We start from the raw sequence: 21280 nt of genomic DNA, 5'->3' as shown, positions 1-21280 counted from the left end.
AGAGTAGAGCAAATCTATTTAGCTTGGAGATAACGGACGCTTGATCCACTCAGCAACCAATCAGGAGGAAAAGAACGAAAACGCTCACTGATTGAAGGTTCGTTTTATTTCGATTCTTCCACAGACACGACTTCAGATATCTCAAGTATCATTCGATGATTTAATTATTACTCCAGGTAAACAAAAATCATTACAGATTCCATCGCATTTAAAAATTTTATTGATATGAAGATTATTTTTAGCTGTCTTTACATAAAATTAACATTGTAAATAAAAATTAACACGTTAATTTGTGATTTCTGTTCACAATCCATTTATAGCAATGTATCATTGAGAGTAGAAGGATGAGGGGGATCAGAGATGAATCAAAAAATATTAATTGTCGATGATGAAGAATCGATTGTCACGTTACTACAATATAATATTGAAAAAGCGGGTTTTAAAACAACAGTGGCTTATACAGGTGTAGACGGTTTATCGTTAGCTACAAACGATAGTTATGACCTCATTATACTTGATTTAATGTTGCCAGGAATGGAAGGAACAGAAGTGTGTAAACAATTGCGTCAGCAAAAGGTCGATACGCCTATCCTTATGTTAACTGCTAAGGATGATGAATTTGATAAGATATTAGGTTTAGAATTAGGTGCTGACGATTACTTGACAAAACCTTTCAGTCCTAAAGAAGTTATTGCCCGAATTAAAGCGATCTTACGTCGAACGAATAAAGAAGTGGAGACAGCCCCACCTCACCTTACAATTGGAGAGTTATCAATATATCCAGAGCAGTATGAGGCAATGATGAACGACCAACTCCTTACCTTCACGCGAAAAGAATTTGAATTATTATTATATTTAGCGCGGCATAAAGGTAAAGTGTTATCTCGTGATCAATTGTTAAGTGCGGTCTGGAACTACGATTTTTCTGGAGATACAAGAATCGTAGATGTTCACGTTAGTCATCTTCGTGAAAAAATTGAACCTGACACGAAGCAACCTATTTATATTAAAACCATTCGTGGACTTGGTTATAAAATGGAGGATCCATATAAATGAAGCAGAAACAAACCCCTATTCGTTTGTTTTTCAGCTATGCTGTGATCGCAAGTTTACTCTTTTTAGCTTTGTTAGCTTTAATTGTGCCATTAACGAGTGGAGGAGATCGGGCGATTGCCGCAATGATTTTAATAGGATCCTATGCTGTTATCATTGTTTTGTTTTATCAAATTTACCTTAATTATGTGAAGCCAGTTAAAGGTATAACAGCTATTCTAAATGAATTAATAAAAGGGAATTATAAAGTAAGAGCGCAAGAGAGTTTTCATCACGATACGGGGCGTCTTGCTTATTCAGTCAACCGGCTTGCTCGTAATTTGCAAGATTTAAATCGCCAAGAGAAGATGCATGATAGGCAATTGCGAACAGTAATTGATAATATGGAAAGTGGTATTATGCTGATCGATGAACAAGGTTATGTCCATCTCGTTAATCGTAAATTTACTGAACAATTCGGTAAAAGCGTTGCTGATTATCATGACAAACTATATTATGAAGTGATAGATAGACGCAAGATTCATCAAACGGTTCAAGAAGCTTTTTTATATGAACAGACGGTAAAGGAATCGATTACTTTAGAACATGATTCGAAAAAAAGCTATATTGAAATTGTTGGAGCACCTTTCTTTAATGAGAAACATGACTTAAGAGGTGTTGTCCTTGTCTTTCATGATATTACTGATTTAAAAAGAGTTGAGCAAATGCGCAAAGATTTTGTTGCTAATGTCTCTCACGAACTTAAAACACCTATTACCTCAATTAAGGGATTTGCAGAAACAATTTTGGATGATGATGCAACGGATGCAACTGTACAACGTAAGTTTTTAACGATTATATACAACGAGAGTGATCGCCTTCAAGCATTGATTCATGATTTATTGGAATTATCTAAGCTAGAAAAAGAAGAAATGAAGTTGAAGCTATCGAAAGTTAATATAGTCAATTTGATTGAAGAGAGTATCGATATTGTTCGCGGTCAAGCCGAGAAAAAGGCAATTACGTTAAATTTTAAGTTTGATGAAGATTTAATCTTGACAGGAGATGCAGCCCGATTAAAACAAGTGATTTTAAATCTCTTATATAATGCCATTAATTATACACCCAATGATGGAGCGATCTACATTGAAGCAAAGAAAATAAATCACGCTTGTGAAGTAGCGATAAAAGATAATGGTATTGGTATTCCGCGCAGCATGCTTAATCGTATTTTTGAGCGTTTTTATCGCGTTGATAAAGCGCGGAGTCGAAACACTGGCGGAACAGGTTTGGGATTAGCGATTGTTAAGCACATTGTCGAGGCACATCACGGTTCCATTCATGTGAAAAGCGAGTTAAATAAGGGTTCAAGATTTAGCGTCCGCTTACCAATTAATTAATGATCATAGTAAGTAGAGTAGCAAAGCACAAATATCTCCTATAAACTCGCACCCATTAGCATAATAAAGTGAGTGTTCCATTTCAAAACGAAATGGAACACTCACTTTTAATTTTGGCCTTGAATATTTGTTGGGTTAACGAAACAACTTAACATTGTGCTCTAAGCCAAAGTGGATGAGATGATTTGCCACTGGCTTTTGTAGGCACGACCTCAACATGTCAAAACACACTGTCATGCCATTTTTGGATGATAAAGGATACCAAGTCATATTCATCTCATTTGTTACTTTTTCAAAAGCTAGACCACACGCTATAAAAGGCTGATACTTCAGCTTAACCTATATGAATCGTGAGTTGGACAAAATAAAGCTTCTTCTGAATCTCTGACAATCGAAAAGTGTTCAACATTGTAATGACCATGAAGAGTAGCATTATGATGTGCTATCATTTGTTCCGCACTCAAAATATCATTACCTAGCGTTGAATGTCCATCTCCAACTAATGTGACATCAAACCCATTAATAGTTGCTGTTCTGACAGCACTATCTATACAGTGCTGTGTTTCGCACCCCATTATGACAATATGCTCAATGTCCTGTGATTTTAAATGTTCTAACAGCCCTGTTCCATAAAAACAATTTGTGGCGGCTTTATCAAAAAATCTTGCTTCAGTGGGTACATGAATGTCACTATGGATGTGAAATCCATTACCTTTTCCTTCAGCGACATCGAGATCTCTTACAAATACAACTGCAGCATCTGATTGTTTTGATTTTTTAATCACTTTGTTTGCGTTCTTGATAAGTTGTTCTTTTTTGTAAATTGGACTTACTTGCTGATTTCCATCAAGTAATGCTTGTTGTGCATCAATAATTAATAAAATTTGTTTCAAATCATTATCCCCTTCCAAGATTGGGGACACGCTAAAGGGTTTAATTAATTAGTCGCAATCCCCTTGTTGTTTTTTAAGTTAACATTGCATTTATTTATCATAATATCTACCTCCAAAATTAAAAATTATCTAAAAACACTGAAAATGATTAGACTATTAAATGATAACACACTTGCTTCAATTATTTTCAAAAAATGAAAATGAAATCTGTGTATTGATATATTTATTGCATAAAAAAAGTCTTTTTTATCACAAATATCCGCCCGTAAAACACCGTTGCAAAATAGAGGTAGAGATCAGCTCTTTAGGCAGGAGATAACGAACGTCCACTGACTGAAGGTTCGTTTTATAAAAGGAAACGTGGTAATATATATAGTAAGTATTTGAATAAAAGGAGATTTAACATGACGTCTAAACAAAAGCTAGTTCTTATTGATGGAAATAGCATTTTATATCGTGCTTTTTTCGCTTTACCCTTGCTAAGTAATGATAAAGGTATTTACACAAATGCGGTTTTTGGCTTTACTAAAATGTTATTAAAAGTATTAGAAGATGAAGCACCTACCCATATTTTAGTTGCATTTGATGCGGGGAAAACAACTTTCCGTCATCAAACCTATAAGGATTATAAAGGTGGAAGACAAAAAACCCCACCTGAGTTATCCGAACAATTTAACTTAGTGAAGGAACTACTTAATGCAAGTTCGATTAAACATTATCAACTGGATCAGTATGAAGCTGATGATATTATTGGGACATTAGCACAGAAAGCCGCTGTTGATGGTTATGATGTCCGAGTCATTACAGGTGATAAAGATATGCTTCAATTAGTATCTGATCACGTTCATGTCCAAATTACAAGAAAAGGGTTAAGTGAAGTTGATGTCTATACACCAGACTTTATGAAAGAAAAGATCGAGCTTAATCCTGACCAGATTATTGATATGAAAGCATTAATGGGGGACAGCTCTGATAATATTCCTGGTGTACCTGGTGTAGGTGAGAAAACAGCGATTAAATTACTCAAGCAATTCCAAACACTTGAGCACTTATATGATCACCTTGATGAAGTGAGTGGTAAGAAATTGAAAGAGAAATTAGACGAGCATAAAGCCTCAGCTTTTATGAGTAAAGATCTTGTCACGATTAATGTATCCTCACCTATTGAAGTTGGCTTAGATGACATCGATTATCAGGGTTACGATGTGATGCAGTTACGTGCAGTGTTTAAAGACTTAGGTTTTCAATCATTATTAAATACAATCAGTGGAGATGATGATCAAACCGAAGCGAGTATGTCTGAAGCTTTGGCTCCGATCGATGTTAAAATGGTTGAGGATGTAGACCAAATAAATTGGTACAACAAAGAAGCGTTAGTGGTCGAAATGGTTGAAGACAATTATCATCATGCTGAGATTATTGGTTTCGGTATTGCTAATAAAGAAAGTACTTATTTTATTCCTACTGATATTGCATTAAATTCGACATCTTTTAAGGCTTGGTTAGAAGATCCTGAGCAAATTAAATTTGCCTTTGATTCAAAACAGGTGACAGTAGCTTTACTTCAACATGGTATTAAAGTAAAAGGAATAAGATTTGACCTTTTATTAGCTTCATATTTGATCAATCCTTCAGAAAATAATCATGATATACCGGCGATTAGTCATCGCTTGGGCTATGATGAGATTTTGTATGATGAGGAAGTCTACGGAAAAGGGGCAAAGTTAAAAATACCTGAACAAGCTCACTTGGCTGATCATATTGGTCGCAAGGCAACTGCCCTATATCAATTGACAAATACGGCAGAGCAATCGTTGGAGAAAAATCAACAGCAAGCTTTGTTAAAAGAGTTAGAACTACCGCTAGCACTTATTTTAGGTGAAATGGAAGCAACAGGTGTAGCCGTAGATCGCAAGCAGTTGGAAAACATGCAAGTCGCACTGAAAGAACGTTTAGATAAGATTGAACAAGAGGTACACGAGTTAGCTGGAGAAACCTTTAATTTGAATTCACCAAAACAACTGGGTCCAATTCTATTTGAAAAACTAGGGTTACCTGTCATTAAAAAGACAAAAACCGGTTATTCAACTTCAGCAGATGTGTTAGAGCAACTTGAAAACAAGCATCCGATTATTGGTAAGCTTTTACTGTATCGACAATTGGGTAAACTACAATCGACTTACATTGAAGGTTTATTAAAAGTGATCCATGACGATCAGAAGATTCACACCCGATTTAATCAAGCATTAACACAAACAGGTCGGTTAAGTTCAATAGAGCCGAATTTACAAAATATACCGATAAGGTTGGAAGAGGGACGTAAGATTAGACAAGCTTTTATTCCAAGTGAAACCGAGTGGGTGATGTTTGCTGCTGATTACTCACAAATTGAATTGCGTGTGTTAGCACATATTGCAAATGATGAGAAACTAATTGAAGCTTTTAAAGCCGGACGTGATATCCATACACAGACAGCGATGGACGTTTTTCATGTTAGTGCAGAAGAAGTTAATGATCTCATGCGCCGACAAGCTAAAGCAGTAAACTTTGGTATTGTATATGGAATTAGTGACTATGGTCTATCCCAAAACTTAGGTATTACGCGTAAAGAAGCCAAGGCATTTATAGATCGTTACCTTGAAAGTTACCCAGGGGTGAAGACGTATATGAATGATATTGTTCTTCAGGCAAAACAAGATGGGTTTGTCACGACATTAATGCGTAGACGTCGCTATTTACCTGAAATTACAAGTCGGAATTTTAATCAAAGAAGTTTTGCTGAACGAACAGCTATGAATACACCGATCCAAGGAAGTGCAGCTGATATTATCAAGAAGGCAATGATTGATCTTGATCATACATTAAAATCAAAAGGGTTGGAAGCTCGTATGTTGTTGCAAGTTCATGATGAATTAATCTTAGAAGCACCAAAAGCGGAAATTGAGATATTAAAGGAAATGGTTCCAAAAGTGATGGAAGAGACTGTTGAATTAGCGGTACCGCTTAAAGTTGACTATGCTTATGGTTCTACATGGTATGATGCGAAATAGAAGGGAGCGAGGGGATGCCTGAATTACCAGAAGTAGAAACGGTGAGAAAGACCTTATTAGCCCTCGTGCTTAATGAGCGGATTAAACATGTTGACGTTCAGTGGCCAAACATAATAAAAATGCCGGCTGAGCCAAATGACTTTCAACACTTACTTGAAGGGCAATCAATACTAGATATTAAGCGGAAGGGCAAGTTCCTAATATTTGAATTAGATAATTATAGTTTAGTTTCTCATTTGCGAATGGAAGGTAAATACGGTGTTTACACTAAAGATGAACCGATCGATAAGCATACGCACGTTATTTTTTATTTAGAAAGCGGCAAAACGTTACGGTATCATGACGTGCGTAAATTTGGAACGATGCACTTATTTGCTAAGGGACAAGCTTTTCATGACTTGCCACTTAAGCAATTAGGGCCTGACCCATTTGAACAAGAGTATACAGTAGATCACCTTTTACCAAAAATAAATAAAAGTACGCGTGCAATCAAGAACATTTTGCTCGATCAAACGGTTATTGCTGGCCTTGGAAATATCTATGTCGATGAAACGTTATTTCGGGCACGCATTCACCCGCTTCGGACGGGTGACTCACTAGATCGTAAAGAAGTGCAAGCGATAATAGTTGAAGCGAAAGCAACGATTGAGGAGGCTGTTAAACAAGGTGGTACAACGATTCGTAGTTATGTCAACAGTCAAGGGGAAATCGGGATGTTTCAACAACAACTCTATGCCTATGGGCAAGAAGGTCAACCTTGTGCAAGATGTGGTACTGAAGTGTTGAAGATTAAGGTCTCCAATCGAGGCACGCATTTATGCCCATCTTGTCAACAAATCAGTTAATGGGCGCTTTACTCACATTTTTTGCATCCATCCATATACTATTCCAAGTTAATCTATTTGAACTTGGAGAGGGTGGATGTGGAGATGGTCAATATACTCTCCTTATTTGTGTTGGCAATTGCAGTAAGTGTCGATAGTTTTATGGTTGCATTTGGTTATGGGTTAAGACAAGTAAAGTTGGCACCCCATGTTATTATATTAATTGGTTTGTGTTCTGGACTAGTGTTTGGAATGGCTATGGGTGCGGGTCAACTTGTTGCTTTGTTACTAACTGAACGGTTTACTAGTTACTTAGGCGCAATCTTACTCATTGGTTTAGGGTGTTATAGTTTGCTTACTTTTGATCAGTCACAATCTCAAACTAAACCAAAGCATTTTCGTTTTGAATTCAAGAAGGTGGGTTTGGTGATTGATATTTTAAAGAAACCCGCGATTGCTGACCTTGATCACTCTGGGCATATCTCTGGTATGGAAACCGTATGGTTAGGATTGGCATTATCAATTGACGCCAGTGCTGCTGGAATGGGAGCTGCATTGGTAGGTGTTTCATATATCGCGATTGGTCTAATCGCCATCACAACCATGGTATTTCTTTCTATGGGGTTACATTTAGGGGTAACCTTTTCCAATAAAGGATTACCTGACAAAATTCGGTATCTTCCTGGTCTGCTACTTGTGCTACTAGGGATAAGTCGCTTGGTTATTTGAAAAGAAATGTGGTGAAAAACTTGACGATTGTCATTGGTTTAACTGGCTGTATTGCTACAGGGAAAAGCACAGTCGCTAAAATGTTTAAAAAAGAGGGAATTCCAATTGTGGACGCGGACCAGCTATCACGTACTATTGTTGAACCCCATCAACCTGCGTATATCCAAATTGTAGAGGCGTTTGGGCATGATATTTTATTGCCAGATCAGACGCTTGATCGAAAGAAACTTGCCCAGCTGATTTTTAATGACTCAGTAAAAAGACAAACGTTGAATCAAATTGTTCATCCTGCGATAACAGATCACTTATTACATGAACGTGATCAATTAATCGTAGCTCAACACCAGTATATTGTGTTAGATATTCCATTGTTATATGAGAATGATTTGACGCACTTAGTGGATGTAGTGGTGGTTGTCTATACAACCCCTAAGCAACAATTGCAACGGTTAATGGCTCGTGACCAATTATCAGAAAAAGAAGCGAATAAAAGAATTCAGTCACAAATATCAATTGAGCAAAAAGCACAATGGGCAGATTATGTTATTGATAATAGTAAGACATTGGCGCACACGGAGACCGCGTTTAAACAATTACTTCAACAACTTGAGAATTAGCATATCACACTATATCAAAAAGTTAATGCCTTTGTATTTGTGTAGTTATCGCGCATTTGTCAAATCATTCGGAAGATAGTTGGAACCATGCCTATAGGTGTGTTGAAACATCTGTAAACTATACGCTTCAAAATCATTTTATCTGCTTGTTCGTTCGGGTTTGTATTATAAACTTAACGCTTCTTCATTCATTTTTCTGATTGGCTAATTTTTTTCTATAAAAGCAATAAAATCTCTTGCCATCTCCCTTATTTCGATATATACTTTTTCTGCGTGTGCATAATAGAGATAAACGATGCACAACTTAAAGAATATATATCAAAAATGTGCTTATGATTGCTTAAAGGGTTAGGACCTCTTAGGACTAACTTTCCCCCGTGGCAAATCAGGCAACTATTTTTAAATTTAGTCGAAATTGGGGGAGTGCCAAAATGGATACAATGGGTAGACATGTAATTGCAGAAATGTGGGATTGTAATATTGAGATCTTGAATGATATGGGAAAGATTGAACAAATTTTTGTTGATGCGGCATTAAAGGCTGGTGCTGAAATTAGAGAAGTTGCTTTTCATAAATTTGCACCGCAGGGTGTGAGTGGCGTCGTTATCATTTCAGAATCACATTTGACCATCCATAGTTTTCCTGAACATGGATATGCGAGTATAGATGTTTATACATGTGGTGATATTATTGATCCAAACGTCGCGTGTCATTTTATTTCAGAAAGCTTAGAATCAAAAAAGTGTGAAAAGGTAGAGGTACCAAGGGGAATTGGTCCTGTTCAAATACCAAGCTCACAAATACTATAAAAGCGCACTTCTGGCATTCTTTTTCTTTTGTTTTAAAAGGGAAAGGGTGCTTTTAATCGTAAACGTAAATAACTTTTGTTTGAAAAATTAATGATAAGAACGACAGTCGAAAAGTAATTAACCAAAGGTTGTTTTATTTTGCTATATTTCTGATGGGTTCAATTTGGTTGCAATGAGGAATGATCTAGCATGTTGTTATCGTTTTCTTGGACAAAACATGTTAAAATATAAAATAGAGTATATCACTTATTTTATATTTAGATAAAAAACATTTTGATTAACGAGGTGTAACGATGGGGTTTAAAGAAACTTGGAACAAGTACTTTAACAATCACTCTGAATCAACAGAGAAACATTGGGATCCAAAGCTACGAACACATTATTTTAAAACGACGAAAGATAAAGGGATGGACACCGTCGCCCAGTACTTTAAAGGAAAACCAGGGTGTGACGTGATCGCCACATCATCTGAGCATGGAGAGGTAACAATTAACTATAAAGGAAAAAGAAAAGCCTTTGTTATTGCAACGGTTATTATGGTTAGACCTTATAAGACGGCAATCGATTTCTCTGTAACGACGGAAGGAAGTTTATTCGATTTAGGTTTTAGTCATAATCTTATTCCAAAACTTTATGATGATTTAAAAAAAGAAATGACCTTACTCGATATGCAAAACAATGCCTAAACAAAATGATTAAAAAGGAATGAAAGAAATGCGCTGTCCAAACTGTCAAGACAAGCATACCCGCGTATTAGATTCGCGTCCAATAGAGGAAGGTCACGCGATAAGAAGGCGTCGTGAATGTGAAGCTTGCCACTATCGCTTTACAACATTTGAACGTTTAGAAGAAATGCCACTTATTGTTGTTAAAAAGGAGGGCATTCGAGAAGCATTTAGTCGAGAGAAGCTTATACGTGGTCTTATTAAAGCGTGCGAAAAAAGACCTGTACCGCTTGAACGATTAGAGCAATTAGCTTTAGACGTTGAACGGGAGCTCAGAAGTCAAGGGATTCCAGAGGTCGAAAGCAAAGATGTAGGCGAACTTGTAATGGACCGATTAGCACATATTGACGATGTTGCTTATGTTCGTTTTGCCTCTGTTTATCGGCAATTCAAAGATATTAATGTCTTCCTTGATGAATTAAAAGATTTAATTAATCATTCCGATAAAGAAGACAAATAAGTGAGCCAACTGCGGCTCTTTTTTCTTTTCATGTTAGTGAAATGCACACTTGAAGCTACACTACACCTATTTATCACAGATAATCAGTCCGTAACCCGCCACTCAAAAAGCGAGTAGAGCAAATCGATTGTGGGGGGATAACGGAGACTAATATCCTGATTTACTCAACGAACCTGCAATCAGTGGGAGAAGAACGCAAATGCTCACTGATTGAAGATTCGTTTCATTTAAATCAACAAAATAAAGTCGTATCTGTTTTTTTAAAAAAATTGTGTGACTGAAAGGGAATGTCTGTTATATTACAATGTTGCGTGATGGCTTGTGTTATACCTTTTAGGTGAGCAACAAATGGGGGGATAAATGTGCATCAATCAATTGGTAAAATATTACCTTCAGATGGGTTTACAACAAATAAAAATGCGCAATTATTAAGCGATCATTATCAAGCGCTTTTTCAATTGTATCAACCGATAATTGGCGTGACTGCGACATCACTATATGTCACTTTGTCTACGCAATTTCAAGATAAGCAGTTATTGTCACATCACCATTTAATGCAAACATTAGACCAACCGCTAAATAAAATTTATCAAGCGCGTTTGAAATGTGAGGCAATTGGGCTGTTGACAACACATCAACTCGATAATGGACAGCATACGGTTTATCGTTATCAGTTAAATTTACCTTGTACGGTGCAGCGTTTTTTAAATGATGATCTGTTAAGTCAATTGCTGTATCATCAAATTGGTAAAGATAAATACGAGGCGTTAGTAAAAAATATAAAAACATCTGAACAACAACCAAACATAGAGGGCGAAGATATTACTGCACATTTCACTGATGTTTTTCACAGTAAGAAGTATGTTAGTCACATCACTGAAAATGATTCCATTATTGAACCAGGTAAGCCGGTACTAGATAACTTGGAGATTGATTGGCAATGGCTAAAGAAAATGCTTGATGACCGGATGCTTCCTGCAAATAAAATATTAAGTGAAAGTAATTGCCGATTAATTAGACAGATGACAGCACTTTATCACTTAACAACAACACAATTAGAAAAAGCACTTCAATGGTCTATCTCAACTGATCATGAGTTAAATCGGGAAGAATTTAAAACCGCCTGTCTAGATTTGGTTGAAACGATATCAGGTACGACTGATGTAGTGGAGCAACGTGAAAAAATAACAACGACTAACTCAGACCAATCACCAAAATCAAAGCAGGCATTGTTTATTGAACGTATGGAAACGATTAGCCCAAAAGAATTATTGGAAGATTTATCTAATGGTTCTCGAGCATCAAATCAAGACCTAAAAATGATTGCTGGTGTTATGGATGCACAAGGGTTAAATCCAAGTGTGATGAATGTATTAATCCATTATGTTATGCTGAAAACAGATATGAAGTTAACCAAATCTTATTTAGAAAAAATAGCGAGTCATTGGTCAAGAAAAAATGTAAAAACCGCTCAGCAAGCGATAACGTTAGCAAAGTCAGAGCACAACAAATACCAGCAATGGGGACAAAATTATCAGCCTAAATATACTAAACCATCTAATCGGAAAGAAGTTGTTCCAGATTGGTTTAAACAGCAAAAGCAGGCAAGGGCTAAAAAAGTGACCAACCCATCATCTGAAGCGACAGAAGACGTTAGTGAACTATTAAAGGCATTTCAAGATAAGAAAACGAATCAATAGAGGTGAGGATAATGGAATCGATTCAAACATCATTAAAGAAGTGGATGAAGAATAAGCAATCTTTTCAAGATGTATATCAGGAGATGCGTTCAGAAATATTACAGGATCCAGAGATTCAACAAATCATTAAAAATTCTCCTGGCCTTGATCGAGAGGCAGTTGATCGTCAATTAATTAAATTATATGAATACTATTCACAAAATAAGGATTGTGCAAACTGCCCTGATCACGGTTGTAAGGATAACATTCTACCTGGTTATAAACCGAAGATTGAAATTGATGGCGCTAATATTCATTTGACTTACGAAAAATGTAAATACACGATTATACAAGAAGAACAAGCTAAGCGAGCCTCATTGATTAAAAGTCTTTATATGCCTAAAGATATTCTTGAAGCTTCTGTTGCTCAAATTGATAGTCAGAACCCTGACCGTCATCCCGCGATCCGCGAAGTGGTTAATTACGTAACAAATATAGAAGATCAGCCACCTAAAAAGGGTCTCTACTTGTATGGCCCATTCGGGGTTGGGAAAACATATTTTCTCGGCGCTATTGCCAATGAATTGGCCAATAAACAAATTGCTTCAATGCTTATTTATATGCCGGAGTTTGTAAGAGAAATCAAATCTTCATTTAAGGATGATTCAGTTGGTGAGAAGGTGGATCAATTCAAGAAAGTGCCAGTACTGATGATTGATGATATTGGGGCAGAATCATTATCCAGTTGGTTTCGTGATGAAGTATTAGGTTCGATCCTACAATATCGCATGATGGAAGGCTTGCCCGTTTTCTTTACTTCAAATTATGCGCTTGATCAGTTGGAAAAACATCTGTCACTCACCTCTAAAGGGGACATCGAAGAACTTAAGGCTGGTCGGATTGTTGAACGAATCAGACAAGTAAGCAAGCCAGTTGAAATCAATGCTGAAAATCGAAGGGATTAAATCGCTAAAAACGGAAGCGAAAAAGACGATGACTCCAGCGAGAACAAATTATAAATGACACTCAAACCGCTCTGGATTCATCGCTCGCACCTTATCGATATCAAATAATGATTTCCATGTTTTAAATAGAATCTCCACTTGCCAACGTAAGGAATAGATCGGATACAACGCTTGCATCTCCAATTGTTGCCGTGTTATATTGGTGGCAAGAATTTGGATTTGATTCTTTTTTGTGGCGGATTGGGTGTGGCCCCCTTTCCGCCTTCTTCTTTGTAAATAACCTTCCCGTTTCTCTTGTTGTTTTTCCGTCAACTGTTGAACAATTAGACGTGTTTGGCGTGTGTTTTTCCCCTTCTTGCCAATTTGAATGCACCCATACTCTATCGTTTCTCCATATCACTCCATTTATTGCATTAATGAGGAATATTTATCAAAATGTATACCGGCATGGAAGAAAAGACCGTCGCTATCAGCATAAGAGTCCTTTTGACATCTTAAATCTTACTTATGAACGAACGTTCAAAGCAGTATAGATGAATATTTGGGTTTTGCCAAAGCTTATTGTTTTTTAACTTTGTTGATTGGAGAGGAAGGCATTCGACTCCTGCGGGAAAAGCGAAGACGATGAGACCCCACAGTGAGCGTTCTGTGCGAACGAGGAGGCTCAGCGCGAGCCCGCGGAAAGCGAATGCCTGGATCGCAAATCAACAGCCACTTTTAACAGCGTAATATTTTTAAAAAAGCAATAAAGTGGTTTTTACTAATCATGCACCGAATTGGAAAATAATATAATTTCGTGTAAAAATTACGCTCTAGACTTGCTTTTTCTGTAATTGATCCTTAGCTTGACAGCTATGGGCCGTGCCCGCGGAAAGCGATCGTCTGTAACTGGAGTGAGTACAAAATACTTTAATTAGAAAATACTCTAGGGGTTAGTTTTTCAGCAGTCTCCATCTATTCCCGCAGAAGTCTCACCTTTTGTTTATCTCCTCTTAGACTGGTGGTTCATACTGAATGCGTAAGCTCAACCGCACGAAATAAAGCGATAAAGATGACACGACTAGAATAAGAATTTCTTATTCTGAGACGTCATTCCGATGTCTTCATGATCTACATGGTGTAGATCAAACGTCCACGGATTGAAATGGCCTTTGATGAGATTTTGAAAGACAACCATTATTAAGATAGAGGTTACGATTTAGCAAGTGAGCTATATGTAGGTAGCTCAAGCCACGACTACGGAAAGCGGAACATATCTCATCCGCGAGTCTAAAACGAAAATTTATATTTAAACGCAACGCTTATTAATATTCGGTTTACCCTTATGTTTTCTTGGCTGAACCTGAAAATACAGATGAGAAAGTTGAGTCATTTTTTTGATCTTTCTCCCATACAATATAACAGTGTTAAAAGAGATGGGTGATAGATAATGGTAAAAGTTAAGTTTAATGATAAGATTGATCAACAGGTGCTCAGAAATCGTCTTTATCATCAACAAGTGTTATGGAGAGCGGTAAGTGATGATGAGATTGAAATATTTGAGCATGATTGTGAGCGCGTTAGCACATGGTTAGCGGAATTATTTTTTTACTTCGATTTGAAGCCAATGCTAAAAGAACGTTTAATTCAAGATTACCACTACTATGATTTTAACGAAATAGATGCAATATTAACGATTGCGGCACAATTATTGTTGACCGATCAATATCGAAATGTTAGTTTCTTAAAAGATTTAAGAGAGACGATGTTACACTACTTTACTTTAAGACCTGAGCAACAGTGTTATCATTACTTCGAACAAAGCCAGTTGTTTTTTAGGCAAGCTGATTGGCTTATTGATGAAGTACTTGGTCGGGCTATTGATGAAAAGAAACAAGATGAGCAATATCAAATTTTTTTACAGTCATTGCGTGAATATGTCCAAAAACGTCCATTAGGTGTCAGTTGTTTTGTTAAATGGGAAGACGATTGTATTCGTTTTTTTGAAAAATCAGGAAGTTGCTACTCAAATGAAACATTGAATAACCTAATCAAAGACACACCGATTCATATTTACCAATTTGCTAAAAATGAGTATCAAATCAGTCCATTGTTAGCGTTGAATCCACGGAAAATTTATATTTACACGAATAAAGCGGATGATCCGATTTTAGAGACGTTACAAAATATTTTTGATGAGCGTGTCAAGATTTTTGAAAAAAGTACATTTCCGTTTTCATTTCAACAATAGCCTCTTGATTTTTGGTTAAACAGGATATATAATACAAGGCATATTAAAAAATAAAAGTTTTGATGAGGACAAGATTATGGATGTGATGATCATAAGAGAGGGAAGGATAGCTGAAATCTTCCTGTTCAATCACCCAGTAATTACCACCTCTGAACTCCATTGCTGAACCTCTTGGCTAGGCTATGGCGTCTCTCTACGTTACAGAGCTAATGAAGCCAAATATTGAGAGTTGATATTTGGGAATCTAGGGTGGAACCACGAGCTAACGCTTGTCCCTTTGCTATACATGCAGAGGGATGAGCGTTTTTTATGTACATTTTACGTTTCATTTGGCTTTGAAAACGAACCGATGGTACACACACTAAATGACTCTCCAACTGCAAAATCATATAAAAGGAGCGATTTAACATGGCAGAACAATTACTAATAACCTTTCCAGATGGTGCAAAAAAAACATTTCCTAGTGGAACAACAGGAGACGATATTGCACAATCGATATCCCCTGGTTTACGCAAACAAGCGTTAGCGATTAAACTTGACGATGTTTATTTTGATTTGAAAACGCCATTGCCTAGGGATGGTAAAATTGCAATTATCACTAATAAGCAGCCAGAAGGTATTGAGATCATGCGCCATTCGACGGCACACGTAATGGCACAGGCTATTAAACGTCTGTATGGCCCCGATGTTAAGCTCGGTGTGGGCCCAACCATTGAAGACGGCTTCTATTATGATATTGATATGGAGCATGCTTTAACACCAGAAGACTTACCTAAAATTGAAAAAGAGATGAAACGTATTATTGATGAAAATTTAGAGGTCGTTCGACTTGAAGTGACACGAGAGGAAGCAAAGGCGCGTTACGAAGAAATGGGTGATCATTTGAAGCTCGAATTACTTGATGCCATCCCTGAAGATGAAAAAGTAACACTATATCAACAAGGTGAATTTTTTGATCTTTGCCGTGGTGTTCATGTTCCTACAACAAGCAAGATTAAAGTATTTAAATTACTAAGTATCTCTGGTGCCTATTGGCGAGGTGATAGTAATAATAAAATGCTTCAACGTATCTACGGTACGGCTTTTGCCAAAAAAGAAGATTTAGAAGAATATTTGCGTTTGCGCGAAGAGGCTAAAGAGCGAGATCATCGTAAATTAGGAAAAGAACTAGGTTTGTTTGCCGTATCACAGAAAGTTGGTCAAGGTTTACCACTTTGGTTACCGAAAGGGGCAACCATTCGCCGAACAATTGAACGTTATATCGTTGATCTTGAAGAACGTCTTGGCTACGACCATGTTTATACCCCGGTGTTAGGTAGTGTCGAACTTTATAAGACAAGTGGACACTGGGATCATTATAAAGATGATATGTTCCCAACTCTTGAAATGGATAACGAAGATTTAGTGTTACGCCCGATGAATTGCCCACATCATATGATGGTTTATAAAAATGAGCTCTATAGTTATCGTCACTTGCCTGTACGTATTGCAGAGTTGGGTATGATGCATCGTCATGAAATGTCAGGGGCACTAGCTGGACTGCAACGTGTTCGTGCGATGACATTAAATGACGCTCATATTTTTGCTCGTCCCGATCAACTAAAAGAAGAATTTATTCGGGTCGTTGAATTAGTGGAAAATGTCTATCGTGATTTTGGCATTAAGAACTATTACTTCCGCTTGTCTTATCGTGATCCAGAAAATAAAACGAAGTATATTGACAATGATCAAATGTGGGAAACAGCACAAGCTTTATTGAAAGAAACAATGGAAGAGATGAATCTTGAATACATTGAAGCAGAAGGTGAAGCCGCCTTCTATGGTCCAAAGTTAGATGTTCAAGTTAAGACCGCTTTAGGTAAAGATGAAACACTATCCACGGTTCAACTAGATTTTAATTCTGCTGAAAAATTTGACCTAACCTACGTTGGAGAAGATGGTAAAGATCATCGGCCAGTCGTGATCCACCGTGGTGTCGTTTCCACCATGGAACGCTTTGTTGCTTTCTTAATTGAAGAATACAAAGGGGCATTTCCAACGTGGCTAGCGCCGATTCAAGCAAGAATTATTCCAGTATCATTGGAGGCGCATGCTGATTACGCTAAGAAAGTCGAAGAGGCACTGCGTCTTGAGGGAATTCGTGTCGAACTCGATCAACGTGATGAAAAGATCGGCTATAAAATTCGCGAAACTCAAACAGAAAAGATTCCATTTGCGTTAGTTGTGGGAGATAAAGAAGTTGCAGATCAGGCTGTTAATGTTCGTCGCTATGGTGAACAAAACTCAGAAACCATCCGACTTGATGATTATATTACTGTGATTAACAAAGAAATTGCTGAAAAACAATTAAGACAATCATGATCCACATTAACGCCCGCCACCAAATAGAGAATATAGCTCATCTATTTGGTAGGAGATAACGCTAATGTTCTGATTCAATCAACGCCCCATCAATGGGCAAAGAACGAAAACGCTCACTGATTGAAGATTCGTTTTATTGCTTTTTGTCAACTAATGATGAAGCATGATCATAATGACGCTCCACAGCAAATGAGTTAATGTGGAGCGTGTTTTATTTCAAAATAAACGTTATTTAGGATTTCAATATCGCAACACCAATGGTTTAAATCGAATTACTCGTTAACGAAGCAAGGTTTGTTATATGAGGATAGCTAAATTGCTTTGAAAATGGTTGACACAACTGATTGCACATGCTATGATTATTTGAGTGAAATTGAATATGATCTTTCGACAAGTAGAGGCACCCGCTTCTCGCCTGTTTGACACACATGTTGTAGTTGCCAGGTTTAAATGATTCTGATTAAATGACAGGATACGTGTGGGTGCAACAGTGCCGACACTTTTTTTATGCTATCAACTAGGCAATAACTTATAAGCGATAGGATAAGAAAAGCTACGGCTTTCACCATTAACACTTTGGTGCTAGGCTAAGTTTTTCTAAGTTGCACATGTGCAATCAGGGTTGATACCTTTAGTTTAAAGCTGGTATACCCTAAGGAGAATACAACAAGCTTGTCAATTGGCCATTGGAAGAGGTCACGTTACTTTTTATCGAAGTAGCCGGTCATAGTTCATGACGCTTTTAAAAAATCACGGAGGTGGATGATTATTAGCAAAGATATGAATGTCAATGAGAGTATTCGCGCACGCGAGGTGCGTCTTATTGATTCTAATGGAGATCAACTTGGTGTCAAATCTCGTCAAGAAGCTTTGGAGATCGCAGGAAATCGTAATCTTGATTTAGTACTTGTTGCTCCAAATGCAAAGCCACCCGTATGTCGTATTATGGACTACGGTAAGTTTCGTTTCGAACAGCAAAAGAAAGATAAAGAAGCACGTAAAAAGCAAAAGATTATCAATGTGAAAGAGGTACGCTTAAGCCCCGGCATTGAAGAACATGACTTTAATACGAAGCTTCGTAATGCACGTAAGTTCTTAGAAAAGGGAGATAAGGTAAAAGTATCAATCCGTTTCAGAGGACGTGCTATTACACACAAAGACCTCGGTCGTAAAGTGCTAGAGCGTATGGCAGAAGAATGTAAAGATCTATCTACCATTGAACAAAAGCCTAAAATGGAAGGGCGTAGCATGTTCTTAATGCTTGCGCCAGTCAATGAAAAATAAGCTTTAATTTATATGTTTTAAGGAGGAACTACTCATGCCAAAAATGAAAACACATAAAGGCACACAAAAACGTTTTAAAAGAACAGGTTCTGGGAAGCTTAAACGCTCTCATGCATACACAAGCCACATGTTTGCAAACAAATCACAAAAACAAAAACGTAAGTTACGTAAAAGTGCTCTTGTTTCTGCAGGCGATCAAAAACGTATTGATCAAATGCTACCAAGATAATAAAATGCACCAGATATTCGGTTAGATATATAGGAGGGAATTATTATGGCACGTGTTAAAGGTGGAACAGTTACACGTAAGCGTCGTAAACGCATATTAAAGTTAGCTAAAGGTTATTATGGTTCAAAACATGCCCTATTTAAAGTGGCAAAACAACAAGTATGGAAATCAGGTCAATATGCATACCGTGACCGCAAACAGAAAAAGCGTGACTTCCGTAAATTATGGATTTCTCGTATTAATGCGGCGGCACGTATGAATGATCTTTCATATAGTCGTTTAATGCATGGCTTAAAATTAGCTGGTATTGAAGTGAATCGTAAAATGCTTTCAGAATTAGCAATTTCTGATCAACAAGCATTTTCACAACTAGCGGATCAAGCCAAAACCGCATTAAATAAATAATATTTATAACATTCAAGAGTTGTTTCTTCCTGTAAGAAGCAACTCTTTTCTATATTTAAACGGTTAATTACATATTTACACGAAGTTCGGTACACTTTATCTTGTGACTAGCGTCTGTTATAATGAAAATTGCAGATTTAAAAAGAGAGGTTAGGCAATGGAAGGGATCATTGGCTATTTAATTGTCATAAACATAATAGGTATAATCACAATGAAAAGAGATAAAAAGCGCGCTAAACAAAATAAGTGGCGTATTCCCGAAAAACGCATATGGTTGATAAGTTTACTAGGGGGCTCGTTAGGGACTATTTTCGGTATGAATTATTATCGACATAAAACGAATCATATTCAGTTCCGGATCGGTCTCCCCTTACTTTTTGTTGCTCAAATGATTGGATTGACGTGGATATATCGCTAAGTAGCTTGACATAATGAATCGTCTCCTATCATAAATTGAAGAGACAATGAAGGGAGGCTAAATTTGTAATGGATGAAATAGAACGCTATATTGCCATACTGAGAGATACACATCTCCTTATTGCCCCATTGCTATTTATTCTATTACATGTCGTTCGCCCTATATTATTTATACCTGTAGTGCTGATCTTTATTGCGGGTGGTTTAATTTTTGGTATTATACCTGGGATTATCTTATCAATCATCGGTGTTGTCCTGTCGAGTGCATTATTTTATAAATTGGCACAAATTATGCCATCGATTACGAAACGCTTAATCCGTATGAAGACCAAATTGATTGGTCAGGATACACATATGACGACTGGACAAATCGCGATTTTAAGGTTAATTCCATTTATTCATTATCATCTGTTATCATTTCTACTATATGAATCAACCAAGAATTTTCGTTCTTACATGGAAGCATCATTTTATACTGCCATTCCAATGGCGATTATTTATACAGCAATTGGTCAGTCAATTACTAATTTTTCACCGATGACTATGACCGGAATGATCATTGCTTTACTTCCACTGTTTTTCTTGTTTAGAAAGAAGGAGAATGGTGTGAGTGTTAGACAATTTCTAAGATAACAGTGAGTGGAAGGGATGTTTTTTGTGAACTGGAATGAATTATTTGAAATGCAGCAACAGTTAGATCAATATATTGAAGCAAATCATAACATCACTGATCAACAATTATTTGATCATAAAATATTGGCTTTATTTGTTGAATTAGGGGAACTGGCAAATGAAACAAGATGTTTTAAGTTTTGGAGTCTGAAAGAGCCAAGTCCTCGCGACGTTATATTGGAGGAATATGTTGATGGCATTCATTTCATTTTGTCTTTAGGCTTAGACAAGGGCTTTCAGGTAAAGGAAGTTGATGCTTTACCATTTAGTGGAGAGCTTACTGATTTATTTAATCAACTCTATCGTGCCATTGATTATTTCAGAGACGATCAGACACAAGCCAGTTACTTAACTGTATTCGGTTTATTTTTAACATTAGGCGAGCAACTAAGCTTTACGGCTGAAGACATAAAAGCAGCTTACTTAAGCAAAAACGAAGTTAATTTCAAACGTCAAGACGAGCAGTATTAATTTTACTGAGCTCGTCTTTTTGTTTTCA

At 36.9% G+C, this 21280-nt stretch carries 21 protein-coding genes and 2 other annotated features; of the genes, 19 read left to right on the top strand and 2 right to left on the bottom strand.

Annotated features, from left to right (window positions below; all coding sequences use genetic code 11):
- The first annotated feature begins 360 nt into the window (after window positions 1-360).
- Both JOE23_RS10640 and pnpS read left to right on the top strand, forming a co-directional pair.
- A complete protein-coding gene (locus JOE23_RS10640) occupies window positions 361-1056 on the top strand; it encodes a response regulator transcription factor (protein ID WP_204438276.1) in 696 nt (231 codons plus the stop codon).
- Window positions 1053-2432 carry a two-component system histidine kinase PnpS gene (gene pnpS, locus JOE23_RS10635; protein ID WP_204438275.1) on the top strand — a complete coding sequence of 460 codons (1380 nt, stop codon included), beginning with the start codon at window positions 1053-1055 and terminating at the stop codon, window positions 2430-2432. Before JOE23_RS10640 ends, pnpS begins: the two co-directional genes overlap by 4 nt.
- Before the next feature lie 329 nt (window positions 2433-2761).
- Here pnpS and JOE23_RS10630 read toward each other — a convergent pair whose 3' ends face one another.
- Window positions 2762-3325, bottom strand: a complete 564-nt coding sequence (locus tag JOE23_RS10630; RefSeq protein ID WP_204438274.1) for a cysteine hydrolase family protein — start codon at window positions 3323-3325, stop codon at window positions 2762-2764.
- Window positions 3326-3729: 404 nt separating this feature from the next.
- On the opposite strand from JOE23_RS10630, the gene polA reads away from it, so the two are divergent.
- The 9 genes from polA (at window position 3730) to dnaI (ending at window position 13183) form a co-directional block, all read left to right on the top strand.
- Window positions 3730-6375 (top strand): DNA polymerase I, encoded by a 2646-nt coding sequence (polA, locus tag JOE23_RS10625; protein ID WP_204438272.1) that lies wholly within the window; start codon window positions 3730-3732, stop codon window positions 6373-6375.
- A gap of 14 nt (window positions 6376-6389) precedes the next feature.
- Window positions 6390-7220 carry a DNA-formamidopyrimidine glycosylase gene (gene mutM, locus JOE23_RS10620; RefSeq protein WP_204438269.1) on the top strand — a complete coding sequence of 277 codons (831 nt, stop codon included), beginning with the start codon at window positions 6390-6392 and terminating at the stop codon, window positions 7218-7220.
- Between the two features lie 84 nt (window positions 7221-7304).
- Window positions 7305-7928 carry a sporulation membrane protein YtaF gene (gene ytaF / locus JOE23_RS10615; protein ID WP_204438267.1) on the top strand — a complete coding sequence of 208 codons (624 nt, stop codon included), beginning with the start codon at window positions 7305-7307 and terminating at the stop codon, window positions 7926-7928.
- A gap of 20 nt (window positions 7929-7948) precedes the next feature.
- Window positions 7949-8545, top strand: a complete 597-nt coding sequence (gene coaE, locus JOE23_RS10610) for a dephospho-CoA kinase (RefSeq protein WP_204438265.1) — start codon at window positions 7949-7951, stop codon at window positions 8543-8545.
- 431 nt (window positions 8546-8976) lie between these two features.
- Window positions 8977-9354, top strand: coding sequence for an adenosylmethionine decarboxylase (gene speD / locus JOE23_RS10605; protein WP_204438263.1), 378 nt, complete (start codon window positions 8977-8979; stop codon window positions 9352-9354).
- A gap of 293 nt (window positions 9355-9647) precedes the next feature.
- Window positions 9648-10040 carry a cytosolic protein gene (locus tag JOE23_RS10600; protein WP_204438261.1) on the top strand — a complete coding sequence of 131 codons (393 nt, stop codon included), beginning with the start codon at window positions 9648-9650 and terminating at the stop codon, window positions 10038-10040.
- A gap of 28 nt (window positions 10041-10068) precedes the next feature.
- Window positions 10069-10539, top strand: a complete 471-nt coding sequence (gene nrdR, locus JOE23_RS10595) for a transcriptional regulator NrdR (RefSeq protein WP_204438342.1) — start codon at window positions 10069-10071, stop codon at window positions 10537-10539.
- A gap of 362 nt (window positions 10540-10901) precedes the next feature.
- A complete protein-coding gene (locus JOE23_RS18185) occupies window positions 10902-12239 on the top strand; it encodes a DnaD domain protein (RefSeq protein WP_204438259.1) in 1338 nt (445 codons plus the stop codon).
- Between the two features lie 11 nt (window positions 12240-12250).
- Window positions 12251-13183, top strand: coding sequence for a primosomal protein DnaI (dnaI, locus tag JOE23_RS10585; protein ID WP_204438257.1), 933 nt, complete (start codon window positions 12251-12253; stop codon window positions 13181-13183).
- A gap of 48 nt (window positions 13184-13231) precedes the next feature.
- Here dnaI and JOE23_RS10580 read toward each other — a convergent pair whose 3' ends face one another.
- The gene (locus JOE23_RS10580) at window positions 13232-13495 is read right to left on the bottom strand and encodes a transposase (RefSeq protein ID WP_204438255.1); all 264 of its coding nucleotides are present in this window, start codon (window positions 13493-13495) and stop codon (window positions 13232-13234) included.
- 1117 nt (window positions 13496-14612) lie between these two features.
- Between JOE23_RS10580 and ytxC the strand changes: the two genes are divergently transcribed.
- From ytxC to JOE23_RS10540, 8 genes are all read left to right on the top strand, one after another.
- Window positions 14613-15413 (top strand): sporulation protein YtxC, encoded by an 801-nt coding sequence (gene ytxC / locus JOE23_RS10575; protein WP_204438253.1) that lies wholly within the window; start codon window positions 14613-14615, stop codon window positions 15411-15413.
- Between the two features lie 50 nt (window positions 15414-15463).
- Window positions 15464-15693: a binding site (T-box leader), on the top strand.
- Window positions 15694-15821: 128 nt separating this feature from the next.
- Window positions 15822-17774, top strand: a complete 1953-nt coding sequence (gene thrS / locus JOE23_RS10570; RefSeq protein WP_204438250.1) for a threonine--tRNA ligase — start codon at window positions 15822-15824, stop codon at window positions 17772-17774.
- Window positions 17775-18160: 386 nt separating this feature from the next.
- Window positions 18161-18286, top strand: a sequence feature (ribosomal protein L20 leader region).
- 268 nt (window positions 18287-18554) lie between these two features.
- The gene (gene infC / locus JOE23_RS10565; RefSeq protein WP_204438341.1) at window positions 18555-19058 is read left to right on the top strand and encodes a translation initiation factor IF-3; all 504 of its coding nucleotides are present in this window, start codon (window positions 18555-18557) and stop codon (window positions 19056-19058) included.
- Window positions 19059-19092: 34 nt separating this feature from the next.
- Window positions 19093-19287, top strand: a complete 195-nt coding sequence (gene rpmI / locus JOE23_RS10560; RefSeq protein ID WP_017473368.1) for a 50S ribosomal protein L35 — start codon at window positions 19093-19095, stop codon at window positions 19285-19287.
- 45 nt (window positions 19288-19332) lie between these two features.
- Window positions 19333-19692 carry a 50S ribosomal protein L20 gene (rplT, locus tag JOE23_RS10555; protein ID WP_017473367.1) on the top strand — a complete coding sequence of 120 codons (360 nt, stop codon included), beginning with the start codon at window positions 19333-19335 and terminating at the stop codon, window positions 19690-19692.
- 157 nt (window positions 19693-19849) lie between these two features.
- The gene (locus JOE23_RS10550) at window positions 19850-20110 is read left to right on the top strand and encodes a DUF1294 domain-containing protein (protein ID WP_204438248.1); all 261 of its coding nucleotides are present in this window, start codon (window positions 19850-19852) and stop codon (window positions 20108-20110) included.
- 68 nt (window positions 20111-20178) lie between these two features.
- Window positions 20179-20742: a TVP38/TMEM64 family protein gene (locus JOE23_RS10545; protein ID WP_204438246.1), complete on the top strand. Its 564-nt coding sequence runs from the start codon at window positions 20179-20181 to the stop codon at window positions 20740-20742.
- Between the two features lie 24 nt (window positions 20743-20766).
- On the top strand, window positions 20767-21252 hold the full coding sequence (locus JOE23_RS10540) for a dUTP diphosphatase (RefSeq protein WP_204438243.1): 486 nt from the start codon (window positions 20767-20769) through the stop codon (window positions 21250-21252).
- Window positions 21253-21280: the final 28 nt, after the last annotated feature.

It is taken from the genome of Amphibacillus cookii, from assembly GCF_016908375.1.
Lineage (GTDB): Bacteria > Bacillota > Bacilli > Bacillales > Amphibacillaceae > Amphibacillus_C > Amphibacillus_C cookii.
The sequence above is the reverse complement of the archived record's forward strand: the minus strand, read 5'-3'. Positions and strand labels throughout refer to the sequence as shown.